Genomic DNA, 18,945 nt, shown 5'->3' with positions numbered 1-18,945 from the left:
GTGAGCGTAACCGCAGCCACTGACAGCGGACCGCGCGAACGGGACGCCGTCACGGGGGAGCGGCGGGAGGCGGCCGTGAGCAGGGGGATCACGGGGAGACCGCGGGGGTGGGCACGCGGGTGCGGAGGTGCGGAGGTGCGGAGGTGCAGAGGTGCGGAGGCGGCGAGGTGCGGAGGTGCCGAGGAGCGGAGGCGGGGAGGTGCCGGGGAGCGGAGGTGCGGAGATGCCGAGGTGTCGAGGTGCGGGGCGTCGGGCCGCAGGCACCCTCGGCCAGCCCGTTCCGCCAGCCGGTTCCGTCAGCCCGTTCCGTCGGCCCCGCTCCGTCAGCCGGTTCCGTCAGCCGGTTCCGTCAGTCCGCTGCGTCAGCCCGCCGTGTCAGTCCGCGACCCGCCCCCGCTGGCTCACCAGCACCACGAGACCGATCACCAGCCACACCGCGCCCACCACCTGGGCCGCGCCCGACGCCTCCACGATCACCGCGATGGTGATCGCCGCGCCCAGCACCGGCATCACCAGGTGCCGCCACCACACCACGGGACCTCCGGCCCGCCGGACCACGAACCAGCCCACCACGCTCGCGTGCAGCAGCGTGAACGCCGTCAGCGCGCCGATGTCGACGACCGACACCAGGTGGTCCATGCCGTCGTCCCTGCTGGCCGCCCAGACCGCTGCCACCAGCGTGATCACCGCCGCGCACAGCAGCGCCACCCTGGGCACCCCGGAGTCCGTCCGCGACAGGGCCCGCGGCAGCCGCCGGTCGCGGCCCATCGCGAACAGCAGCCGCCCGGCCGCCGCCTGCCCGGCCAGCGCCGCGAACGCCGCGCCGATCGCCTTGCTCACCGCGACCAGGTCGTGCAGCCAGCCGCCCACCGACACGTCCACGGCGTCGTAGAACGCGGATCCCTGCTTGGCCGGGTCGGCGGCGAGCTGCGCGGACGTCGTCGGTTCGAGGAGCGCGACCAGGTACGTCTGCGCCACGAACAGCACGCCCGCGAGGGCCAGGCAGAACAGCACCGCGCGCGCGACCTTCTCGGACCCGCCGGTGACCTCCTCGGCGAAGGACGCGATCGCGTCGAAGCCCAGGTACGACAGGACGGCGATCGACACCGCGCCGATCACCGCGGAGAGCGCGAACGCGCCCTGCGTGCCGTCCCCCGACAGCGGCGACAGCAGGCCGCGTTCGGCGCCGTCGCGCGCGAGGACGACGATCGCGGAGACGACGAAGACCAGCAGCACCACGATCTCCATGGCCAGCACCAGGAAGCCGACCCGGGCCGCGGCCCGCACGCCCCAGAGGTTCAGCAGGGTCGTGACGACCACCGCGATCGCCGTCCACACCCAGCGGGAGACGCCCGGGACCAGCGCGTTCATCGCGATCCCGGAGAACAGGTAGGCGACCGCCGGGATGAGCAGGTAGTCCAGCATCGCCATCCAGCCCGCGATGAACCCGGCCTCCCGGCCGAGCGCCGCGCGCGCGTAGGCGAACACCGAGCCCGCGAGCGGCACCACCCGCACCATCTGGGCGTAGCTGAAGGCGGTGAACGCCATCGCCACCGTCGCGATGACGTAGACGAGTGCCACCGCGCCGTGCGAGCGCGCGTCCAGGGTGCCGAACACGCCGACGGGAGCCATCGGGGCGATGAACAGCAGCCCGTAGACGACGAGGTCCCGGAAGCCGAGACTGCGCCGCAGCCCGTGCCGGCCGCCCGGCCCGCCGCCCGCTCCCGCGGCCTCTCCGCCTGTTCCCGCGGGCTCTCCGCCCGTTCCCGCCGTCGCGCCGCCCGTCCCGGACATCGTGCCTCCGCCTGTGCCTCGACCGTTCTGTCCCTGCCCACCCCTCCCACCTCACGCCAGTCTCTCCAAAGGCGCGATCTTTGACCCGCCGAACGCGGCCTTACGATGGGTGCCATGACTGCTTCGCCTGGCCGCCGTGTCCTGCTCGCCGCCCCCCGGGGCTACTGCGCGGGCGTGGACCGCGCCGTGATCGCCGTCGAGAAAGCCCTGGAGCAGTACGGGGCTCCGATCTATGTCCGGCACGAGATCGTGCACAACAAGTACGTCGTGCAGACCCTGGAGAAGAAGGGCGCCGTCTTCGTCGAGCGGACGGAGGAGGTCCCCGAGGGGAACATCGTGATGTTCTCCGCGCACGGGGTCGCCCCCGTCGTCCACGAGGAGGCCGCCCGCGGCAGGCTCGCCACCATCGACGCGACCTGCCCGCTCGTCACCAAGGTCCACAAGGAGGCCGTCCGCTTCGCCAAGGAGGACTACGACATCCTCCTGATCGGGCACGAGGGCCACGAGGAGGTCATCGGCACCTCCGGCGAGGCCCCCGAGCACATCCAGCTCGTGGACGGCCCCGCGGACGTCGCCAAGGTCGAGGTCCGCGACCCCTCCCGGGTCGTGTGGCTGTCGCAGACGACCCTCTCCGTCGACGAGACGATGGAGACCGTCGACGCCCTCCAGGAGAAGTTCCCGCAGCTCATCTCGCCGCCCAGCGACGACATCTGCTACGCCACCCAGAACCGCCAGCTCGCGGTGAAGCAGATGGGCGCCGAGGCCGAGCTGGTCATCGTGGTCGGCTCGCGCAACTCCTCCAACTCGGTCCGTCTCGTCGAGGTCGCCAAGCAGGCGGGCTCCCGCGAGGCCTACCTGGTGGACTTCGCCGACGAGTGCGACGAGAGCTGGCTCGACGGCGTCTCCACGGTCGGCGTCACCTCGGGCGCGTCCGTCCCCGAGATCCTCGTCGAGCAGGTCCTGGAGTGGCTGTCGCAGCGCGGCTTCGAGGACGTCGAACTGGTCAAGGCGGCCGAGGAGTCGATCACCTTCTCGCTGCCCAAGGAGCTCCGCCGTGACCTGCGCGACGAGGCGGCCGCACTGGTCGCCGAGCGCGGCGGTTCTGGCACGCCGGGGACCTCGGCCGAGTGACTGTCAGTCCCCCGTCGTAACGTAGGGCCATGCAGATCTTCGGCGTGGACATCGGCGGATCCGGGATCAAGGGCGCCCCTGTGGACCTGGACAGGGGCGACCTTGCACAAGAGCGGTTCAAGGTGCTGACCCCGCACCCGGCGACCCCCGACGGGGTGGCGGACGGGGTCAAGGAGGTCGTGGAGCACTACGGCTGGACCGGCCCGGTCGGGCTCACCTTCCCCGGCGTCGTCACCGGCGGCTCCACCATCCGCACGGCGGCCAACGTCGACAAGAGCTGGATCGACACCGACGCGCGCGCCCTCTTCTCCGACCGGCTCGGCGGCCTCCCGGTGACGGTGGTCAACGACGCGGACGCGGCGGGCGTCGCCGAGGTGGCCTTCGGCGCGGGCCGGGACCGCAAGGGCACCGTCATCCTGTTGACGTTCGGCACGGGCATCGGCAGCGCGGTCTTCGTGGACGGCACGCTGCTGCCCAACACCGAGCTGGGCCACCTGGAGCTGCACGGCCACGACGCGGAGAAGAAGGCGTCGAGCAAGGCCAAGGAGGACGGCGACCTGACGTGGGAGCACTGGGCCCGCCGGGTCCAGAAGTACCTCGCCCACGTCGAGATGCTCTTCACGCCCGAGCTGTTCATCATCGGCGGCGGGGTCAGCCGCAAGTCCGAGAAGTTCCTGCACTTCATCGAGGGCATCAAGGCGGACATCGTCCCGGCCCAGCTCCAGAACAACGCGGGCATCGTGGGCGCGGCGATGCACGCCGCCCAGGACGGCTGAGGCGCGGTCAGCGCCGCTGGGCCGCCGCGCGCCTGCGCATCAGGGCGACCCGGCGGCACAGCACCACCACACCGGCGACCAGGGTGCCGCCGTAGAGCCACCCCGCCTGGGTGGCGAGGGCCGTCACCAGGCCCATGAGCCGGCCGAGGACCCCCGCGTCGCCCTCGGCCATGGGCAGCAGCCCGACGGCGAAGGCGATCGGTACGACGACGGGCGCGGTCAGCAGATCGCCCCGGCGCACCCAGGCGGCGGTCACCAGGCACACCGGCAGGAACAGCACGCCGTAGACGGTGAGGGACTCCAGGAGCAGGGCGTCGAGGCAGCCGAGGGCGAACATGACGGCGCCGCAGAAGAGGCCGCCGCCCAGCCCGGTCAGCCGGGGGTTGGGCAGCCGCCGCACGGCCTGGACGAACGGGGGCGCCGGTGTCCTGGCGGGCACCGGACGGGCGCCGGGTGCCCGCCGCTGCACCGGGCGGCCGGTGCCGACGGCGTCTCTGGCCCCCTTCCGTCCACCGCGTGCCGCCTGCGGGGGCAGCGGGGGCGTGCCGCGTCGCGGTCCTTGCTGCGGGGGGCGCGTCCTGTGTTGCTCCACTGGACCAACTTAGGTCGGTTAATGTGCGGAATGGCTCCTCAGACACGCCGGGGAGCGAGCCCTGGCCACGCGTTCGATACGTCGCCGGGGCGGGGGCGGCACGCCGTAGACTGGTGGATCGGCCCGCCGCACCGTTGTAAGGACCGGGCCCGCAGCCCCAGCCCCTGAAGTCCTCTCACGTACGGGAAGTCGCCACGTGTCGCTCACGATCGGAATCGTCGGTCTGCCGAATGTCGGCAAGTCGACCCTGTTCAACGCCCTCACCAAGAACGACGTGCTCGCGGCCAACTACCCGTTCGCGACCATCGAGCCGAACGTCGGCGTGGTCGGCGTCCCCGACCCGCGGCTGACGAAGCTGGCGGAGATCTTCAGCTCGCAGAAGATCCTCCCGGCGACGGTCGACTTCGTGGACATCGCCGGCATCGTGCGCGGCGCGAGCGAAGGCGAGGGGCTGGGCAACAAGTTCCTCGCGAACATCCGCGAGTCCGACGCGATCTGCCAGGTCATCCGGGCCTTCAAGGACGAGAACGTCGTGCACGTCGACGGCAAGGTCTCGCCCAAGGACGACATCGAGACGATCAACACCGAGCTGATCCTCGCGGACCTCCAGACCATCGAGAAGGTCCTGCCGCGCCTCCAGAAGGAGTCGCGCATCAAGAAGGACATCGCGCCGAAGGTGAAGGCCGTCGAGGAGGCGAAGGAGATCCTGGAGCGGGGCGACACCCTCTTCTCGCAGGGCGTCCTCCAGGGCAGCGAGCGCGCGGAGCTGCTGCACGACCTGCACCTGCTCACCACGAAGCCGTTCCTGTACGTCTTCAACGTCGACGAGGACGAGCTGCTCGACGACACCTTCAAGGCCGCCCAGCGCGACCTGGTCGCCCCCGCCGAGGCCATCTTCCTCAACGCCAAGCTGGAGGCGGACCTCGCCGAGCTGGACGAGGCGGACGCGATGGAGCTGCTGGAGTCGGTCGGCGCGGAGGAGCCGGGCCTGGCCACCCTCGCCCGCGTCGGCTTCGACACCCTGGGTCTTCAGACCTACCTGACGGCGGGCCCGAAGGAGTCCCGCGCCTGGACGATCAAGAAGGGCGCGACGGCCCCCGAGGCGGCGGGCGTGATCCACACGGACTTCCAGAAGGGCTTCATCAAGGCGGAGGTCATCTCCTTCGCCGACCTGGTGGAGACGGGCTCGGTAGCGGAATCCCGAGCCAAGGGGAAGGCCCGCATGGAGGGCAAGGAGTACGTGATGCAGGACGGGGACGTGGTGGAGTTCCGGTTCAACGTGTAGCGGGTGACGCGGCGCCGCGCTTCTGAACTTGTGGAACGCGTGGTTCAGAGAGGGTCCGACTCTTCGGAGGCGGACCCTAGCCAGGTGGGTGACCGCCCGTCGGTGGCTACGGTGTTACGGGCTGACTCCTGCGCGAGCCAGCCCGTAATACGTCTGATCGCAGTGAAACGGCGCGCCGGCCGGACGCGGGCGTCAGATGGGGTCGAGTAGGCCTCGCGACTCGACGTTTCGCTGACCCGCATATGTGATCTGTACGGTTTCACCCGAGGCGTGAGCAAGGGCTTTTCCGTCGAGCGCGCGTACCGTACGGCGGAGGTTGGCGCGCATAGTGCTCGGCATCCACTGAGAAAGATCCGAGTAGCGGACACCTCGTGTCCCGCTGCGATAGAGCAGCACGAGTACCCGGTCGCTGGCCCGCAGATCTGTCCTGAGAACCTTCTGGAAACCCCCGAAGTCCTGGATGCTGGGTACGCGCCGCGTCATCAGATCTTCGATGAGCTTCTGGGCCTCCTGCGGCGTGGTCCCTCTGCTCAGTCGAACGAACTCCGCGAGCACCCAGTCGAGCATCGACGTGACAAGAGTGGCGTCCTGCAGGTTGACGTCGATCTCGTCGGAAAGGTGCGCGGCGTTACGGTTGTTGCGGATGTCGTAGATGAGTCGGAGGGAACGGGGGATATGGATGCGCACGGACTTGGGGTGCAGGTTTCCGGGTTGCCCCTCTGCGGTCTTGATGATCCCGTTCGTGTCGAGCTTCTTCCTGCCGTCGAGTGGCGTGTGTGTGCCTGTCGTGATCTCTTCGATGATCCTGAATGCTGCTTCGCAGAACCGTCCGCCCTCGACGGCACTGAGCCTGTGCCCTCCTCGGTAGAAATTCTCTTTCGCCTCTTGGTAAGAAGCGATGAGGTCATCCACGAGGTGGGGAGGGAAAGCGCTGCTCAGCACGGATCGGATGTCAGCGTTCACTGGTCGTCCTTGTTCTGCTCGGACACTCGCTTGGGCGTGGTGTCTCGGGGCTTGCGCGCCTTGTAGGGGTGTTCGCGCAGCGCGGCGGCAACAGCCTCACGGTCGGGGAGCGACTGCACCATCGCCTCACCGCGAGGAGTGATCTGCTTCAGCCTCTTTCCGGCGGTGACCAGATAGCCACTCTGGCGGTCGGCGTTGTCTACGTCTCTGGAAGCATTGCCGAACTTGGGTGCTGCTGCCTCGGTGTTCAGGAGCACCAGGTCGCTGGTCTTGAAATGAGGGGTGTCGCGGTAGTAGCTCAGGTAGTACGAGAGGCAGGCGATACGTTCCACCAGTGAGTTCGGCTTCTTCTGGGTCATGAAGGACCGGGGGGTCGGAGTATCGCCCTGTGTGTGCGTCTCGGCTGCGGAAGCGGAGGGAGAGGGTTCCGTGGACGTTTCCCGGTCTGCCTCCGGCCGCAGTTGCCGGTTGCTCATGCCGAGCGCATCCAGGAGCCACCGGACCGCTCGTCCTTGCGCCTCGGTCTTGAGCGGTTCGAGCACCTCGAACGCCGTGTGCATCGCTTTGAGTTCAAGAGCAGTTTGAACTTTGTCGTCGTTCATGATTTCGGAGATCGGATTTTCGTTCGCATCCGACGCAATGTCCGAGGCGTTCTGGGCGGGCTCAGGCTGCGTTGAGTCGAGCATGTTTTCTCCTCCGAGGGCGTGGGCGACGCGCACTTGACGCGGCGACGTCTCGGGTTCAATCTCACAGGGTGTCCGTCGCAGTTGTGTCGCACGTCTACCTGAACGCCACGTCTTTGCGGAAGAAGTCGCAGCTCAGTTCCGGGAGGAGCGCCGCAGCAGGGCAGGGTGGAGCGATACTTGAGCGCTACATTCCCGGCACGGGGGAGGAGGTGTTGGGTGCCAGCCGACAAGAGCGAGAGTGCTTTCATCACGAGTCGGAGGCTCAGGGAGATCCTCGCCACGCATCCCAGATACCGGCGGCGATGGCAGGAGTGCGCGAGGCGCAGCAGGAGCGATCTTCACCAGGCGGCGATCGCTCAGGTCATCACGCTCCATCTCTGGGAAATCGGTGAAGTGGCCGAGAGTGTCCCGCCGCGAAACCTGAAGGACAGGGTTTCGCGTGCGTTGAACGGCACAGTCGTCTCTGCGGAGACGTTGAGATGGTTCATCGATGCTTTCGAAATGGACGACAACCATCGCGAAGATCTGTGGGGAACACTCTTCGGCGAAGGTGATCCGGGGCTTGGGGTCGCCCACACGCTTCGCAATCGGCGCGCCATGGTCAAGCCGCAGAGGCATCGGACGACCAACCTTGTCGAGAGGTATTCGATCGGTCCCGCGCGTTCGTTGATGTCCCGAAAGACGTTTCAGGCCATTCGGGCAGTCGAGGACGGAGTCGATGGCTACTTCTTCAACCACGAGCCGTGGGCGTCCCGCATCGAGGTGCTCCATGGTGGAGTGCTCGGTGAGCGGTACATCTACGGAGGCGGGCTGACCGGCGTCGACATCCTTTTTCCGAGTCCGCTGAAGAAGATGGAGTCCACTGCACTCGAATATCAGGCCTACTTTCCGATAGGGGATCTGGGTGCGACCGAGGTACGGCGTCCTGCTTTCGCGCGGGTGGAGAACGTCGACATGGCAGTCGAGTTCACTTCGGAGCAGTCCCCGCGATCCCTCTGGTGGTGTGTCTGGGACGACCACTTCGCCGGCCAGGCAGTGTGGGAGCAGGAGTGGGCCGTCCGCGATCGGACGGCACGGAAGTACGTCCCCTTCATAGAGGAGGCCGTGGTCGGATTCCGTTGGGAGTGGTAGGTCCCCGGGCGCGAGGACTGCCGCCCTCCTCACGTGGCGTCAGGGCCCCGCCCGGCCGGTTGAGCCGGTCGCTTTCCGTTCCGCTTCTTGCGTTCCACCGCCGCTCTCACCAGGCCCGTGAACAGGGGGTGGGGGTGGGTCGGGCGGGAGCGGAGTTCCGGGTGGGACTGGGTGGCCACCAGGTAGGGGTGGGTCTCCCGTGGGTACTCCAGGAACTCGATCAGCGTGCCGTCCGGGGACGTGCCCGAGAAGACGATGCCCGCCTTCTTCTCCAGCTCCGCGCGGTAGGCGTTGTTCACCTCGTAGCGGTGCCGGTGGCGTTCCTCGACGTACTCCTCGTCCCCGTACGTCTCGCGGACGATCGAACCCTCCGTCAGTCTCGCCGGGTAGAGGCCCAGCCGCATCGTGCCGCCCAGGTCGCCGTCACCGGCCACGATGTCGAGCTGCTCGGCCATCGTGGAGACGACCGGGTGCGGGGTCGCGGGGGTGAACTCCGTCGAGTCGGCGTCCTCGATGCCCGCCAGGTTGCGGGCCGCCTCGATCACGACGCACTGCAGGCCCAGGCAGAGGCCGAGGAGCGGGATGCGCTGCTCGCGGGCGTACCGGACCGCTCCGATCTTGCCCGCCACGCCCCGGTCGCCGAAGCCGCCGGGGACGCAGATCGCGTCCGCCTCCGCGAGCCGGGCCGCCGCCCCCGCCGGTGTGGCACAGCCGTCCGACTCGACCCATGCGACCGTGACGCGGGCCTTGTTGGCGAAGCCGCCCGCGCGCAGGGCCTCGGTGACGGAGAGGTAGGCGTCGGGGAGGTCGATGTACTTGCCGACCAGGGCCATGGTGATCTCGTGGTCGGGGTTGTGGACCCGGTCCAGGAGGTCGTCCCACGTCGTCCAGTCGACGTCGCGGAAGGGCAGGTCGAGCTTGCGGACCACATAGGCGTCCAGGCCCTCGCCGTTGACCGTCTTGGGGATGTCGTAGATCGAGCGGGCGTCGGGACAGGCCACCACCGCCGCCTCGTCCACGTCGCACATCAGGGAGATCTTCCGCTTGATCGCGGTGGGGACCTCCCGGTCGCAGCGCAGCACGATCGCGTCGGGCTGGATGCCGATGTTGCGCAGCGCCGCCACCGAGTGCTGGGTCGGCTTGGTCTTCAGCTCGCCCGAGGGGCCGATGTAGGGCAGCAGCGAGATGTGCACCACGAAGACGTTGTCCCGGCCGACCTCGTGGCGGACCTGGCGCACGGTCTCCAGGAACGGCAGCGACTCGATGTCACCCACCGTCCCGCCCACCTCGGTGATCACCACGTCCACCGCGTCGGTCGCCATCCGCCGGATACGGTGCTTGATCTCGTTGGTGATGTGCGGGATGACCTGCACGGTGTCACCCAGGTACTCGCCCCGCCGCTCCTTGGCGATCACCGTGTTGTAGACCTGCCCGGTCGTCACGTTCGCCGACCCGTCCAGATCACGGTCGAGGAAACGCTCGTAGTGCCCGATGTCCAGATCGGTCTCGGCGCCGTCGTTCGTGACGAACACCTCACCGTGCTGGAACGGGTTCATCGTCCCCGGATCCACGTTCAGATAGGGATCGAGCTTCTGCATCACGACGCGCAGCCCGCGGGCCTTGAGCAGCATGCCGAGGCTGGAGGCCGTCAGGCCCTTCCCGAGGGAGGACGCGACACCCCCGGTGACGAAGATGTGCTTGGTCGTCGGCGAATGGGACGGCATGGCCGGAGGCTCCTGTGGTCGCGGGCGGGGGTGCGGCGCGGCTCATCGGGGTGTCTCCCCGGGGACGGCGCCGTCCGGGGGCAGGCGGCGGACGATGTCGATGTCGTAGGCGACGACGTGCGGCAGCGCTCCGAGCGCGTCGGCGACGAAGCCGTACAGGTCCGTCTCGCCCTCGACGCACACGTCGGCGAGCAGGTTGTGCGTCCCGGTCACGGCGACGCAGGACCGTACGGCGGGACAGGCGGCGAGCGCGGTGCCGACCTCCCCGATGCCCGCCGGGTGGACCCGTAGCCGCACCCGCGCCTCCACCGGGCGTCCCAGCAGGGCCGGATCGACCACTGTGCGCAGATGCAGCACCCCGCGTTCGAGCAGCGCGGTGACCCGGCGTCCCGCGGTGGCCGTGGAGACGCCCAGCGCGGCCCCGAGGTCGGTGAGGCTGACGCGCCCGTTCTTCATGAGGGCTTCGGCGACGCGCAGGTCGGTGGGGGTGAGCTCGTAGCGGTGGGCGTGACCGGGCAGCGGTCGGACCAGGCTCGCCCGCAAGCGTTTCTCCTCTTCCTCGGTCAGGACGGGGGCGTGCCACCCGGCCTCGGTGAGGAACGGGCGCAGGGTGACGTGCGCGTCGAGCACGTTGACCCCGGGCAGGCCGGGGACGCCGTCGGTGGTCAGGGAGTACAGCAGGGAGCGGGACGCGAGCAGCAGATCGCACCAGAGATGGCCTGCCGCGCCCCCCACGGCGGCGACGTTAAGGACATCGGGCCGGTTTGCCAATTCCCGAACGGCGCTTTTCAGGCAGCCCATCGGCGCCTTGAGCCGCAGCCTGACGGCCGGGCCGAGGCCGCGGCGCAGCGGGTCCCACTCCGCCGTACTGCGCACGGCCCCGGTGTCCAGGAGCCGCTGGAGGTGCCGGGACACCGCCCGTTCGTGCTCACCGAGGATGCGCCCCACTTCCGCGACGCCCGCCCGCGGGCTGATCTGGAGCGCGGCCACGATCCGCTGGTCAAGACCACTCAGTTCCTCGGATGCGTCTGAATCGTTCACCATGACCGCATGATGGCAGGATCTTTATCACTTGATCCAGCTCTCTTGTCGGATTCCGTCTGTTCGTGCAACTATCCTCTCGTCACCATCGGTGATCAGCGGTGAGCTTGCCGTATCCGACCCGGCTGTACACGCCCGAGAGGACAGAGCTTTTGTTGGGCGAGAACACTTCCGCAGCAGTTCAGGATCACGTCACGCCGGACAGGTTCCGCTCGGTTCTGGGCCAGTTCTGTTCCGGCGTCACGGTCGTCACCGCCATGGGGCCCGCGGGGCCCGTCGGATTCACCTGTCAGGCGTTCTCCTCGCTCTCGCTGCGGCCGCCGCGCGTCGCCCTGGGCGTCAGCCGCTCCTCGGCGAGCTGGCCGGTCATCAGGGAGAGCGGCTCCTTCTGCGTCAACGTGCTGGCGCGGTCCCAGCACCCGCTCAGCGAGCGGTTCGCGCGCTCCGGCGGCGAGAAGTTCCGTGAGGTCGCGTGGGACCCGTCCCCGGACGGCGCCCCGCGGCTGACCGGCGCGAGCGCCTGGATCGACTGCCGTCTGCACGCCGAGTACGACGGCGGCGACCACTTCGTGGTGATCGGCGACGTGCGCCGGGCCGAGTCGCCCGCCGAGCCCCGCGAGCCACTCCTCTACCACCGGGGGCGGTACAGGCGGATCGCCGACCTCGGCATCACCGACCTCGGCATTACCGACCCGGGGTCAGGCGGCGCCAGGGCGCCCGGAACCTCCGGTGCCGCCAAGCCCTCCGGGGGCTCCGGGGGCTGACACCGGGGCGCCCTCCCCGACGCCGTCACGAGCACGCCGTCGCGAGCACGTCGTCTCAAGCGCGTCGTCGCGAGTGGCATCCCGGACGTCGGCGGCGGGCGGGCGGTGCGCCGACATCGTCGTTCAGCACCTCGTTCAGCACCTGGTCCAGCACCACGGCCGTCAGCCGTCAGCCGTCAGCCGTCAGTGGTCGGCCGGCCCCGTCCTTTCCGTCTCCGTTCCGTCCGCCGTTGGCCGGCTCCGCCGAGGGTCGGCGCCTGCCGGGTTTCTGGCCCGGCCGGTGTCAGCCCTGCCGGGCGTCGTCCTACGGCGGTTCGTCCGGCGCGCGGCTCGCACGTCCCGCGCCCACCACACCACTCGCCCCCGCCACGCAACTCGCGCCGCCCGCACGACCCGTGCGCCCCGGGTCGTCGCGTGGTCGGTGTGCCGTGTTCCCGTCCACCCGTCCCCTCTCCAGCCTCATCGCCATTCCACCCCCCTCACCCTCTGGAGCGACACAGTCATGGACACCACCCCTGCCGGACTTCTCTCGGGGCTCGACGTCTTCGTCGGCGGGCCGATCCAGCACGCCATCCTGGCGGGCGGCTTCGCCGGCGACCTGCAGGACGCCATCACCACGGCGATCACCACGGCCAAGGAGAACGGCGCGAACATCTTCTCCGCGCACGTCGTCGAGAAGTTCGGCGCCGACACCGCCTCCTTCACCCCGGAGCAGGTCTCCGTACGGGACTTCCGCTGGATGCGGAAGTGCGACGTCTTCGTGCCGGTGCTGCCCCTCCTGGAGGACGGTGTCCTGCGGCGCACCGACGGCACCCATGTCGAACTCGGCTGGGCCACCGCCCTGGGGCGTCCCATCGTCCTCATCACCAAGCAGCCGTTCGTGGAGTCCGCGAGCCACCTCCTCAAGGGCCTGCACCGGGTGGGCGCCGTCCAGGCCATCGACTTCGACGCTTTCACCGAGAAGCCGAGCCTGCTCGTCGACGCCGTGCTGAGCGCCACCGAGCGGCAGCGCGAGGCGGTCGGCGCGAGCCTCGTCGCCTAGCCGTCCGGCCGTCCCCCCTTTTCTCCGCAGACCACCCCTCCCTCTGCCGGACGGAGTCCCCGCAGTGAGCGACCTATCGATACTCGGCCTGGCGCCGGCCAACCCCGTGATCGTCGGATCCGGGCTGCTGACGGACCAGGAACGCAACATCCGCAAGCTCATCGAGAAGGGCGCGGGCGCCGTCGTCACCAAGACGATCCACCCCAGGCCGCCGCAGGGCCTCGACGAGCGGATCCTGCGCCTGCCCGTCGGGATGCTGAACAGCACCACCTACTCCAAGCGGTCGGTGAACCACTGGCTGGGGGTGCTGCGGTCGTTCGCCGACGACGGACTGCCGGTCATCGCCTCCCTGCACGCCGACACCCCCGCCGAACTGGCCGCGCTCGCCAAGGACGTCGAGGCGACCGGCTGCCGCGCGCTGGAACTCGGCATCTCCTGCCTCAACGAGGAGGACGGCCTGGAGGACGACAACCCCGACCGGGTCTACGCCTACACCTCCCAGACCCGCGGCCGGACCAATCTGCCGTTCTCCGTGAAGCTGGCCGTCGGCGAGGGGCTCCAGGACCGGGTGCGCGCCGCCATCGCGGGCGGGGCCGACGCCATCACCCTCAGCGACACCATCCCCGGCGCCGCGGTCTCCCCGGAGACCGGGGAACTGGAGCTGAACGGCGTCTTCGGCTACTCGGGGCCCGGCCTCAAACCGCTGGTCCTGGCCGCGATCTGGCAGCTCCGCAAGCGCGGTGTGGAGCTGCCGATCCTGGGCGGCGGCGGGGTGACCGGCGGCCGGGACGTGGCCGACTACCTCAACGTCGGCGCCACCGTGGCGCAGGTCTACACCGCGCTGCACACCGACATGTACGAGACGCTGGAGCGCATCGTGGCGGAGACCGGGGAACTCGTCGGCCCGTTCGCCGCCCGGGAGTCCCGGGGAGCCGTCGCATGACGGACGGCCGCTCCCCGGCGCCCCTGCTCACCGATCTGACCAGCGCCCAGGTCACCGACGCGGTCCGCGGACGCACCGTGGTCTGGCCGGTCGGCGCGATCGAGCAGCACGGCCCGCATCTGCCGCTGTCCGTCGATCTGATCCTGGCGGAAGGTTTCGCCGAGGGGATCGCCCGGGAACTCGACGCGTTCGTGCTGCCCGCGCAGGCGGTCGGCGCCCGGTCCCTGCCGCAGAGCGGCGGCGGACTCCACTTCCCGGGCACCGTCTACGTGGCGGGCGACACCCTCGTCCGGTTCCTGCGCGAGACGCTCTCGGCGCTGGCCGCGCTGCCCATGGGCCGCCTCGTCGTCGTCAACGGCCACTACGAGAACGAACCGTTCCTCTTCGAGGCGCTCGACCAGGTGCGCGAGCAGGGGCTGTTCGACGGCGCCGAGGTCTTCGCGTTCAGCTGGTGGAGCCTGGTCCGGGACACCTGGGCCGCCACGGAGATCCCGGCGTTCCCCGGCTGGCACGCCGAGCACGCCGGGGTCACCGAGACCAGCCTGATGCTGCACCTGCGCCCCGACCTGGTCACCGACGAGCGCCCCGACCACGACGACCCGCCCCGGGCCGGGATCTATCTGCACCCGGTGGACGTCGGGCAGACCACGCACCGCGGGGTGCTGTCGTCGACGTCCGGGTCGAGCGCCGGGCTCGGCGAGCGGCTGCTGCGCCACGTCGTCGACGAGGCGACCGCGCTGGTGCGCGACGGCAGCGGGCTGCTGTTCGCCCAGAGCCGCCCGGACCGCCATCCCGACCGCTCTCCCGGCCGCCGTCCCGACCGCGCGTCCGACCACCGTCCCGACCCTCGCCCCGACCGCTCTCCCGACCGCTCTGCCGACCGCGCTCCTGAGCCGGGCGGTGCCGGTCCCGGTGCCGATCTGCGCGCTCCCGATCACCGGCCGGACGCGCAGCGCCGGACCGCCGTCCACGCCGAAGGGAACCAGCAGTGACCCGCAAGTTCCACCTCGCCTGCATCTTCAACTTCACCCCGGACGCGTGGCAGGGGCCCTTCGGCAACGGGGGCTCGCCCTGGGACGGCCGGTTCCACACGGAGGTGGCGCGGGCGCTCGAACGGGCCTGCTTCGACTACCTGATCATCGAGGACAAGCTCATGGTCCCCGAGAGCTACGGCGGTTCCTCCGAGCGGGCGCTGCGCCAGGGCATGGTCGTCCCCAAGCACGACCCGGTCCCGCTGGCCGCCGCGATGGGCGTCGCCACCTCGCACATCGGGATCGTCGCCACCCTCTCGACGCTCGCCTACCCGCCGTTCATGACGGCCCGGCTCGCCTCGACGATGGACAGCATGCTCGGCGGCCGGTTCGGCTGGAACATCGTCACCAGCGCCGAGGACCTGGCCGCGCGGAACTTCGGGCTGGAGAAGCTGCCGACCCGTGACGCCCGGTACGCCATGGCCGACGAATACGTCGACGTCGTACGGCAGTTGTTCGCCTCCTGGGACGCGGACGCCGTCGTCCTCGACCGGGAGAAGGGGATCTACGCCGACCACACCAAGGTCCGCCCGATCGACTTCAGGGGCGAGTACTTCAGCGTCCGCGGCCCGCTCAACACCGTGCCCTCGCCGCAGCACCGGCCCGCGTTCGTGCAGGCCGGAGCCTCGCCCCGGGGCCGGGTCTTCGCCGCCCGCAACGCCGACTCGGTGATCGCCATCGCCAACGGCGTCAGCGGCATGAAGCAGTTCCGCGACGACGTCCGCAAGCACGCCGAGGCGGCGGGCCGCGACCCCGACGACGTCAAGGTGCTGTTCTGCGTGACGCCCACCCTCGGCGACACCGAGCAGGACGCCCGCGACAAGTACCGGCGGATGATCTCCTCACCGGAGTTCATCCACGACGTCCTCGCCGAGACGTCCGCGCTCACCGAGATCGACTTCGCCCGGTTCGACCTGGACGAGCCGCTGCCCCACCGGCTGGAGACCAACGGCGAACAGGGCTCGCTCGACCAGCTCCAGCAGTGGGGCAGCGGCAAGACCCTGCGCGAACTGGTGATGGACGCGGCCGGCGGACTGGTCTCCTCGGTGGAGCTGATCGGCACGCCCGACCAGGTGGCCGAGCGGATGGGCGAGGTGATGGAGGAGGTCGGCGGCGACGGGTTCATGCTGACCACCCCGGTGCTGCGGCTGGACCGCCGCTGGGTCGACGAGATCACCGACGGTCTGGTGCCCGCGCTGCAACGGCGCGGCCTCACCCGCACGCACTACACGCCGGGGCGCACCCTGCGCCAGAACCTCACCGAGTTCTGAGCCGGGCCGGGACGGGACGGTGACGCACACGACGACACGGCGGCTGGCCCTCGACGGGACGGCCCAGGACCTGCTGTTCCGGCAGGCGCACACCGTGGACCGGTTCACCGGCGAACCGGTCACCGACGAGACGGTCCGCGCCGTCCACGACCTGGTCAGGAACGGGCCGACCGCCTTCAACCAGCAGCCGCTGCGGCTCTGGCTGCTCCGCTCGCCGGAGAGCCGGGAGCGGCTGGCCCGGCATCTGACGCGCGGGAACCGGGAGAAGACCCTGCGGGCGCCGCTGACCGCGCTCCTCGCCGTCGACACCGATTTCCATCTGAGGCTGCCGGAACAGTTCCCGCAATTCCCCGGCGCGAGCGACCTGTTCACCGGGGAACGCGGGAAACGGGAGCGGTCCGCGCGGTTCAACGGCGCCCTGCAGGCGGCCTATTTCATCATCGGGATACGGGCCGCGGGACTCGCCGCCGGGCCCATGAGCGGTTTCGACGAGGACGGCGTCGACCGTGAATTCTTTCCGGACGGCGCCCTGTCCGCGCTGCTCCTCGTGAACATCGGCCGACCCGCGCCGGACGGCGCCCGTGCCCGCGGCCCGCGGCTCGGCTACGACGAGATCCGCACGACGCTGTGACTCCCGGTGCCGGCCGGTTCCGCACCCGCCCCGGCGGCGGGGGTCCGCCGCACCGTCTCCTGGTACCAGCGGCCCCACGTGTCCAACTGCGCGGTGATGGCGTCCAGGCTGCGTCCGACGTCGGTCAGCGCGTACTCGACCCTCGGCGGCACCTCGCGGTGGACGGTGCGGGTCACCAGACCGTCCGCCTCCAGCTCCCGCAGCTGACGGGTCAGCATGCGCTGCGTGATGCCGGGCAGCGCCCGCCGCAGCTCCCCGAACCGATGTGTTCCGGAAACGAGTTGCTTGAGAATGGCCAATTTCCAACGGCCCCCGAGAACCTCCATGGCGAACTCGATCGCGCAGTACTCCGGAGCGTCTTCGACGCTGGAACGCACAACTGACCTCCATTGGTATACCGAATGGCACTAGGGCACACAAAAGACCGTACTTGTGGCCCGCGTCGATACCTACCGAAACTGAGACTATGGTGAACAGGAACGCGTCCGCACCGGCGCGGGCGGCGACGGAATCGGAACGGCTCGCGGCCTCCCCGCGGCGCCGGTGGCTGGTCCTCGCGGTGGTGTCGGGAAGCCTGCTGCTGTGCGGGATCGACCTCACCGTGCTGCACGTCGCCGTGCCGAGCATGAGCCTCGACCTCCAGCCCAGCGCCGCGCAGTTGCTCTGGATCGTCGACGTGTACTCGCTGGCGCTCGCCGCCCTGCTCGTCACCTGCGGGACCCTGGGCGACCGCATCGGCCGCCGCCGGATGGTGCTGAGCGGCTTCGTCGCCTTCGGCCTCGCCTCCGCGGCCTGCGCCTTCTCGGTGTCGACCGGGCAGCTCATCGCCGCCCGCGCGGCCCTCGGCGTCGCCGCCGCCATGATCATGGCCTCCACCGTGGCGATCATCCGGGTGGTCTTCACGGACGACCGGGAACGCGCCTTCGCCATCGGGGTGTGGACCTCCGCGCACAGCGTGGGCGCCACCATCGGACCGCTGCTCGGCGGACTGGTCGCCGAACAGTGGGGCTGGAGCGCCGTCTTCCTGGTCAACATCCCCGTCATCGTCGTCATCCTCGCCGTCGGCCTCCGCGTCGTCCCCGAGTCGAAGAACCCCGTGCCGCGCCGCTGGGACCTGGCCAGCGTGGTGCTCTCGGTGACCGGCCTCGCGGGCGTCGTGTACGCGCTCAAGCAGGCGGGCGAGCACGCGGGCGTGAACACCGTCATCGTGGTGACGGCCGTCGTGGGCGCCGCGCTCCTGGTCACCTTCGTCCGCCGCCAACGGCGCCTGGCCGAACCGCTGCTGGACTTCTCCCTCTTCGCCGAACGCCGCTTCAGCACCGCCACCCTCTGCGTCATCGGCTGCTTCGGCAGCTATGTCGCCCTGCTGTTCTTCCTCACCCAGTGGCTGCAACAGGTGGGCGGCTACTCGCCGTTGCGCGCCGGGCTCGCGCTGATGCCGCTGGCCGCGGCCAACGCCGTCGGCGCGGTCACGGCCCCCTGGACGGCGCACCGCTGGGGCAACCGCTGGGCCCTCACCGGGTCGCTTTCCCTGTTCGCCGTCGCCTTCGCGGCGATCGCCGCCGTCGGGGACACCGCCCACTACGGCATGCTCCTGGCACCGCTGCTCGCCGCCGGGTACGGCGCGGGCGTCGTCATGACGCTGGGCGCCGACTCCATCATGAGCGCCGCGCAGCCCGAGCGCTCGGGCGAGGCCGCCGCCATCCAGGAGACGTCCTTCGAACTCGGCGCGGGCCTCGGCGTCGCCGTCCTCGGCACGGTCCTGACGCTGTTCTACCGCGCCGGACTCCCGGCGGTGCCCGGTCTCGCGCCGGACCAGCGGGCCGCCGCGGGCGAGTCGTTCTCCACCGCCGAGGAGGTGATGACCCACCTGCCCGCGCCGACCGCCCACGCGGTGCTCGACGCGGCCCGCCGCGCCTACGACCACGGCTTCACCGCCGTCGCCGTGATCGCCTCCATCGGCCTGGCGGGGACGGCGGTCATGGCGGCGGTGCTGCTGCGGCCCCGGACACCGGGCGAACGGGCGGCCTGAGCGGGCGCGACGACGCCGGGTGCGACGACCGCCGGGCAGGCCGACCGCCGGGTGCGACGACCGCCGGGCAGGCCGACCGCCGGGTGCGACGACCGCCGGGCGGGCGCG

The 18,945-nt window shown here is 70.3% G+C and carries 18 protein-coding genes; 11 read left to right on the top strand and 7 right to left on the bottom strand.

Annotation, left to right across the window (positions count from 1 at the left end; all coding sequences use genetic code 11):
• Window positions 1–375 precede the first annotated feature (375 nt).
• Entirely contained in the window at window positions 376–1,794 is a 1,419-nt protein-coding gene (locus tag GA0115242_RS37405; protein WP_237549536.1) for an APC family permease, read from the bottom strand.
• 105 nt (window positions 1,795–1,899) lie between these two features.
• Here GA0115242_RS37405 and GA0115242_RS37400 point away from each other — a divergent pair, with 105 nt between their 5' ends.
• Together GA0115242_RS37400 and ppgK are read left to right on the top strand one after the other, a co-directional pair.
• Window positions 1,900–2,925: a 4-hydroxy-3-methylbut-2-enyl diphosphate reductase gene (locus tag GA0115242_RS37400; protein ID WP_093836112.1), complete on the top strand. Its 1,026-nt coding sequence runs from the start codon at window positions 1,900–1,902 to the stop codon at window positions 2,923–2,925.
• A 29-nt stretch (window positions 2,926–2,954) separates the two neighbouring features.
• A complete protein-coding gene (ppgK, locus tag GA0115242_RS37395; RefSeq protein ID WP_093836111.1) occupies window positions 2,955–3,701 on the top strand; it encodes a polyphosphate--glucose phosphotransferase in 747 nt (248 codons plus the stop codon).
• Between the two features lie 7 nt (window positions 3,702–3,708).
• Here the strand turns inward: ppgK and GA0115242_RS37390 are convergent, their stop codons facing one another.
• The gene (locus GA0115242_RS37390; RefSeq protein ID WP_093836110.1) at window positions 3,709–4,293 is read right to left on the bottom strand and encodes a DUF6542 domain-containing protein; all 585 of its coding nucleotides are present in this window, start codon (window positions 4,291–4,293) and stop codon (window positions 3,709–3,711) included.
• Between the two features lie 196 nt (window positions 4,294–4,489).
• Between GA0115242_RS37390 and ychF the strand changes: the two genes are divergently transcribed.
• A complete protein-coding gene (gene ychF, locus GA0115242_RS37385) occupies window positions 4,490–5,578 on the top strand; it encodes a redox-regulated ATPase YchF (RefSeq protein ID WP_093836109.1) in 1,089 nt (362 codons plus the stop codon).
• A gap of 192 nt (window positions 5,579–5,770) precedes the next feature.
• Here the strand turns inward: ychF and GA0115242_RS37380 are convergent, their stop codons facing one another.
• Window positions 5,771–6,541: a hypothetical protein gene (locus tag GA0115242_RS37380; protein ID WP_093836108.1), complete on the bottom strand. Its 771-nt coding sequence runs from the start codon at window positions 6,539–6,541 to the stop codon at window positions 5,771–5,773.
• Entirely contained in the window at window positions 6,538–7,227 is a 690-nt protein-coding gene (locus GA0115242_RS37375) for a hypothetical protein (protein WP_093836107.1), read from the bottom strand. The genes GA0115242_RS37380 and GA0115242_RS37375 overlap by 4 nt, the downstream gene beginning before the upstream one ends.
• Window positions 7,228–7,443: 216 nt before the next feature.
• On the opposite strand from GA0115242_RS37375, the gene GA0115242_RS37370 reads away from it, so the two are divergent.
• The gene (locus tag GA0115242_RS37370) at window positions 7,444–8,358 is read left to right on the top strand and encodes a hypothetical protein (RefSeq protein ID WP_093836106.1); all 915 of its coding nucleotides are present in this window, start codon (window positions 7,444–7,446) and stop codon (window positions 8,356–8,358) included.
• Window positions 8,359–8,387: 29 nt separating this feature from the next.
• On the opposite strand, the gene GA0115242_RS37365 is transcribed toward GA0115242_RS37370, so the two are convergent.
• Both GA0115242_RS37365 and GA0115242_RS37360 read right to left on the bottom strand, forming a co-directional pair.
• Complete coding sequence (locus GA0115242_RS37365) at window positions 8,388–10,082, bottom strand: CTP synthase (RefSeq protein WP_093836105.1); 1,695 nt, start codon at window positions 10,080–10,082, stop codon at window positions 8,388–8,390.
• Window positions 10,083–10,124: 42 nt separating this feature from the next.
• On the bottom strand, window positions 10,125–11,126 hold the full coding sequence (locus tag GA0115242_RS37360) for an Lrp/AsnC family transcriptional regulator (protein WP_093836104.1): 1,002 nt from the start codon (window positions 11,124–11,126) through the stop codon (window positions 10,125–10,127).
• Between the two features lie 149 nt (window positions 11,127–11,275).
• Between GA0115242_RS37360 and GA0115242_RS37355 the strand changes: the two genes are divergently transcribed.
• The 6 genes from GA0115242_RS37355 (at window position 11,276) to GA0115242_RS37330 (ending at window position 16,805) form a co-directional block, all read left to right on the top strand.
• A complete protein-coding gene (locus GA0115242_RS37355) occupies window positions 11,276–11,887 on the top strand; it encodes a flavin reductase family protein (protein WP_346014116.1) in 612 nt (203 codons plus the stop codon).
• A gap of 502 nt (window positions 11,888–12,389) precedes the next feature.
• Window positions 12,390–12,929, top strand: a complete 540-nt coding sequence (locus tag GA0115242_RS37350) for a nucleoside 2-deoxyribosyltransferase (protein ID WP_093836102.1) — start codon at window positions 12,390–12,392, stop codon at window positions 12,927–12,929.
• 64 nt (window positions 12,930–12,993) lie between these two features.
• Complete coding sequence (locus GA0115242_RS37345) at window positions 12,994–13,872, top strand: dihydroorotate dehydrogenase (protein WP_093836101.1); 879 nt, start codon at window positions 12,994–12,996, stop codon at window positions 13,870–13,872.
• Window positions 13,869–14,864, top strand: coding sequence for a creatininase family protein (locus tag GA0115242_RS37340; RefSeq protein ID WP_093836100.1), 996 nt, complete (start codon window positions 13,869–13,871; stop codon window positions 14,862–14,864). The genes GA0115242_RS37345 and GA0115242_RS37340 overlap by 4 nt, the downstream gene beginning before the upstream one ends.
• Complete coding sequence (locus GA0115242_RS37335; RefSeq protein WP_093836099.1) at window positions 14,861–16,174, top strand: NtaA/DmoA family FMN-dependent monooxygenase; 1,314 nt, start codon at window positions 14,861–14,863, stop codon at window positions 16,172–16,174. The genes GA0115242_RS37340 and GA0115242_RS37335 overlap by 4 nt, the downstream gene beginning before the upstream one ends.
• 19 nt (window positions 16,175–16,193) lie before the next feature.
• Window positions 16,194–16,805 (top strand): malonic semialdehyde reductase, encoded by a 612-nt coding sequence (locus GA0115242_RS37330; RefSeq protein WP_093836098.1) that lies wholly within the window; start codon window positions 16,194–16,196, stop codon window positions 16,803–16,805.
• On the opposite strand, the gene GA0115242_RS37325 is transcribed toward GA0115242_RS37330, so the two are convergent.
• On the bottom strand, window positions 16,778–17,182 hold the full coding sequence (locus tag GA0115242_RS37325; RefSeq protein WP_176729988.1) for a winged helix-turn-helix transcriptional regulator: 405 nt from the start codon (window positions 17,180–17,182) through the stop codon (window positions 16,778–16,780). The two genes, GA0115242_RS37330 and GA0115242_RS37325, sit on opposite strands and share 28 nt — an antisense overlap.
• A gap of 89 nt (window positions 17,183–17,271) precedes the next feature.
• On the opposite strand from GA0115242_RS37325, the gene GA0115242_RS37320 reads away from it, so the two are divergent.
• The gene (locus GA0115242_RS37320; protein WP_093836097.1) at window positions 17,272–18,837 is read left to right on the top strand and encodes an MFS transporter; all 1,566 of its coding nucleotides are present in this window, start codon (window positions 17,272–17,274) and stop codon (window positions 18,835–18,837) included.
• Window positions 18,838–18,945: the final 108 nt, after the last annotated feature.

Origin of the sequence: Streptomyces sp. SolWspMP-5a-2 (genome assembly GCF_900091845.1) — a bacterium.
Lineage (GTDB): Bacteria > Actinomycetota > Actinomycetes > Streptomycetales > Streptomycetaceae > Streptomyces > Streptomyces doudnae.
This window is presented reverse-complemented; position numbering and strand designations above follow the sequence as displayed.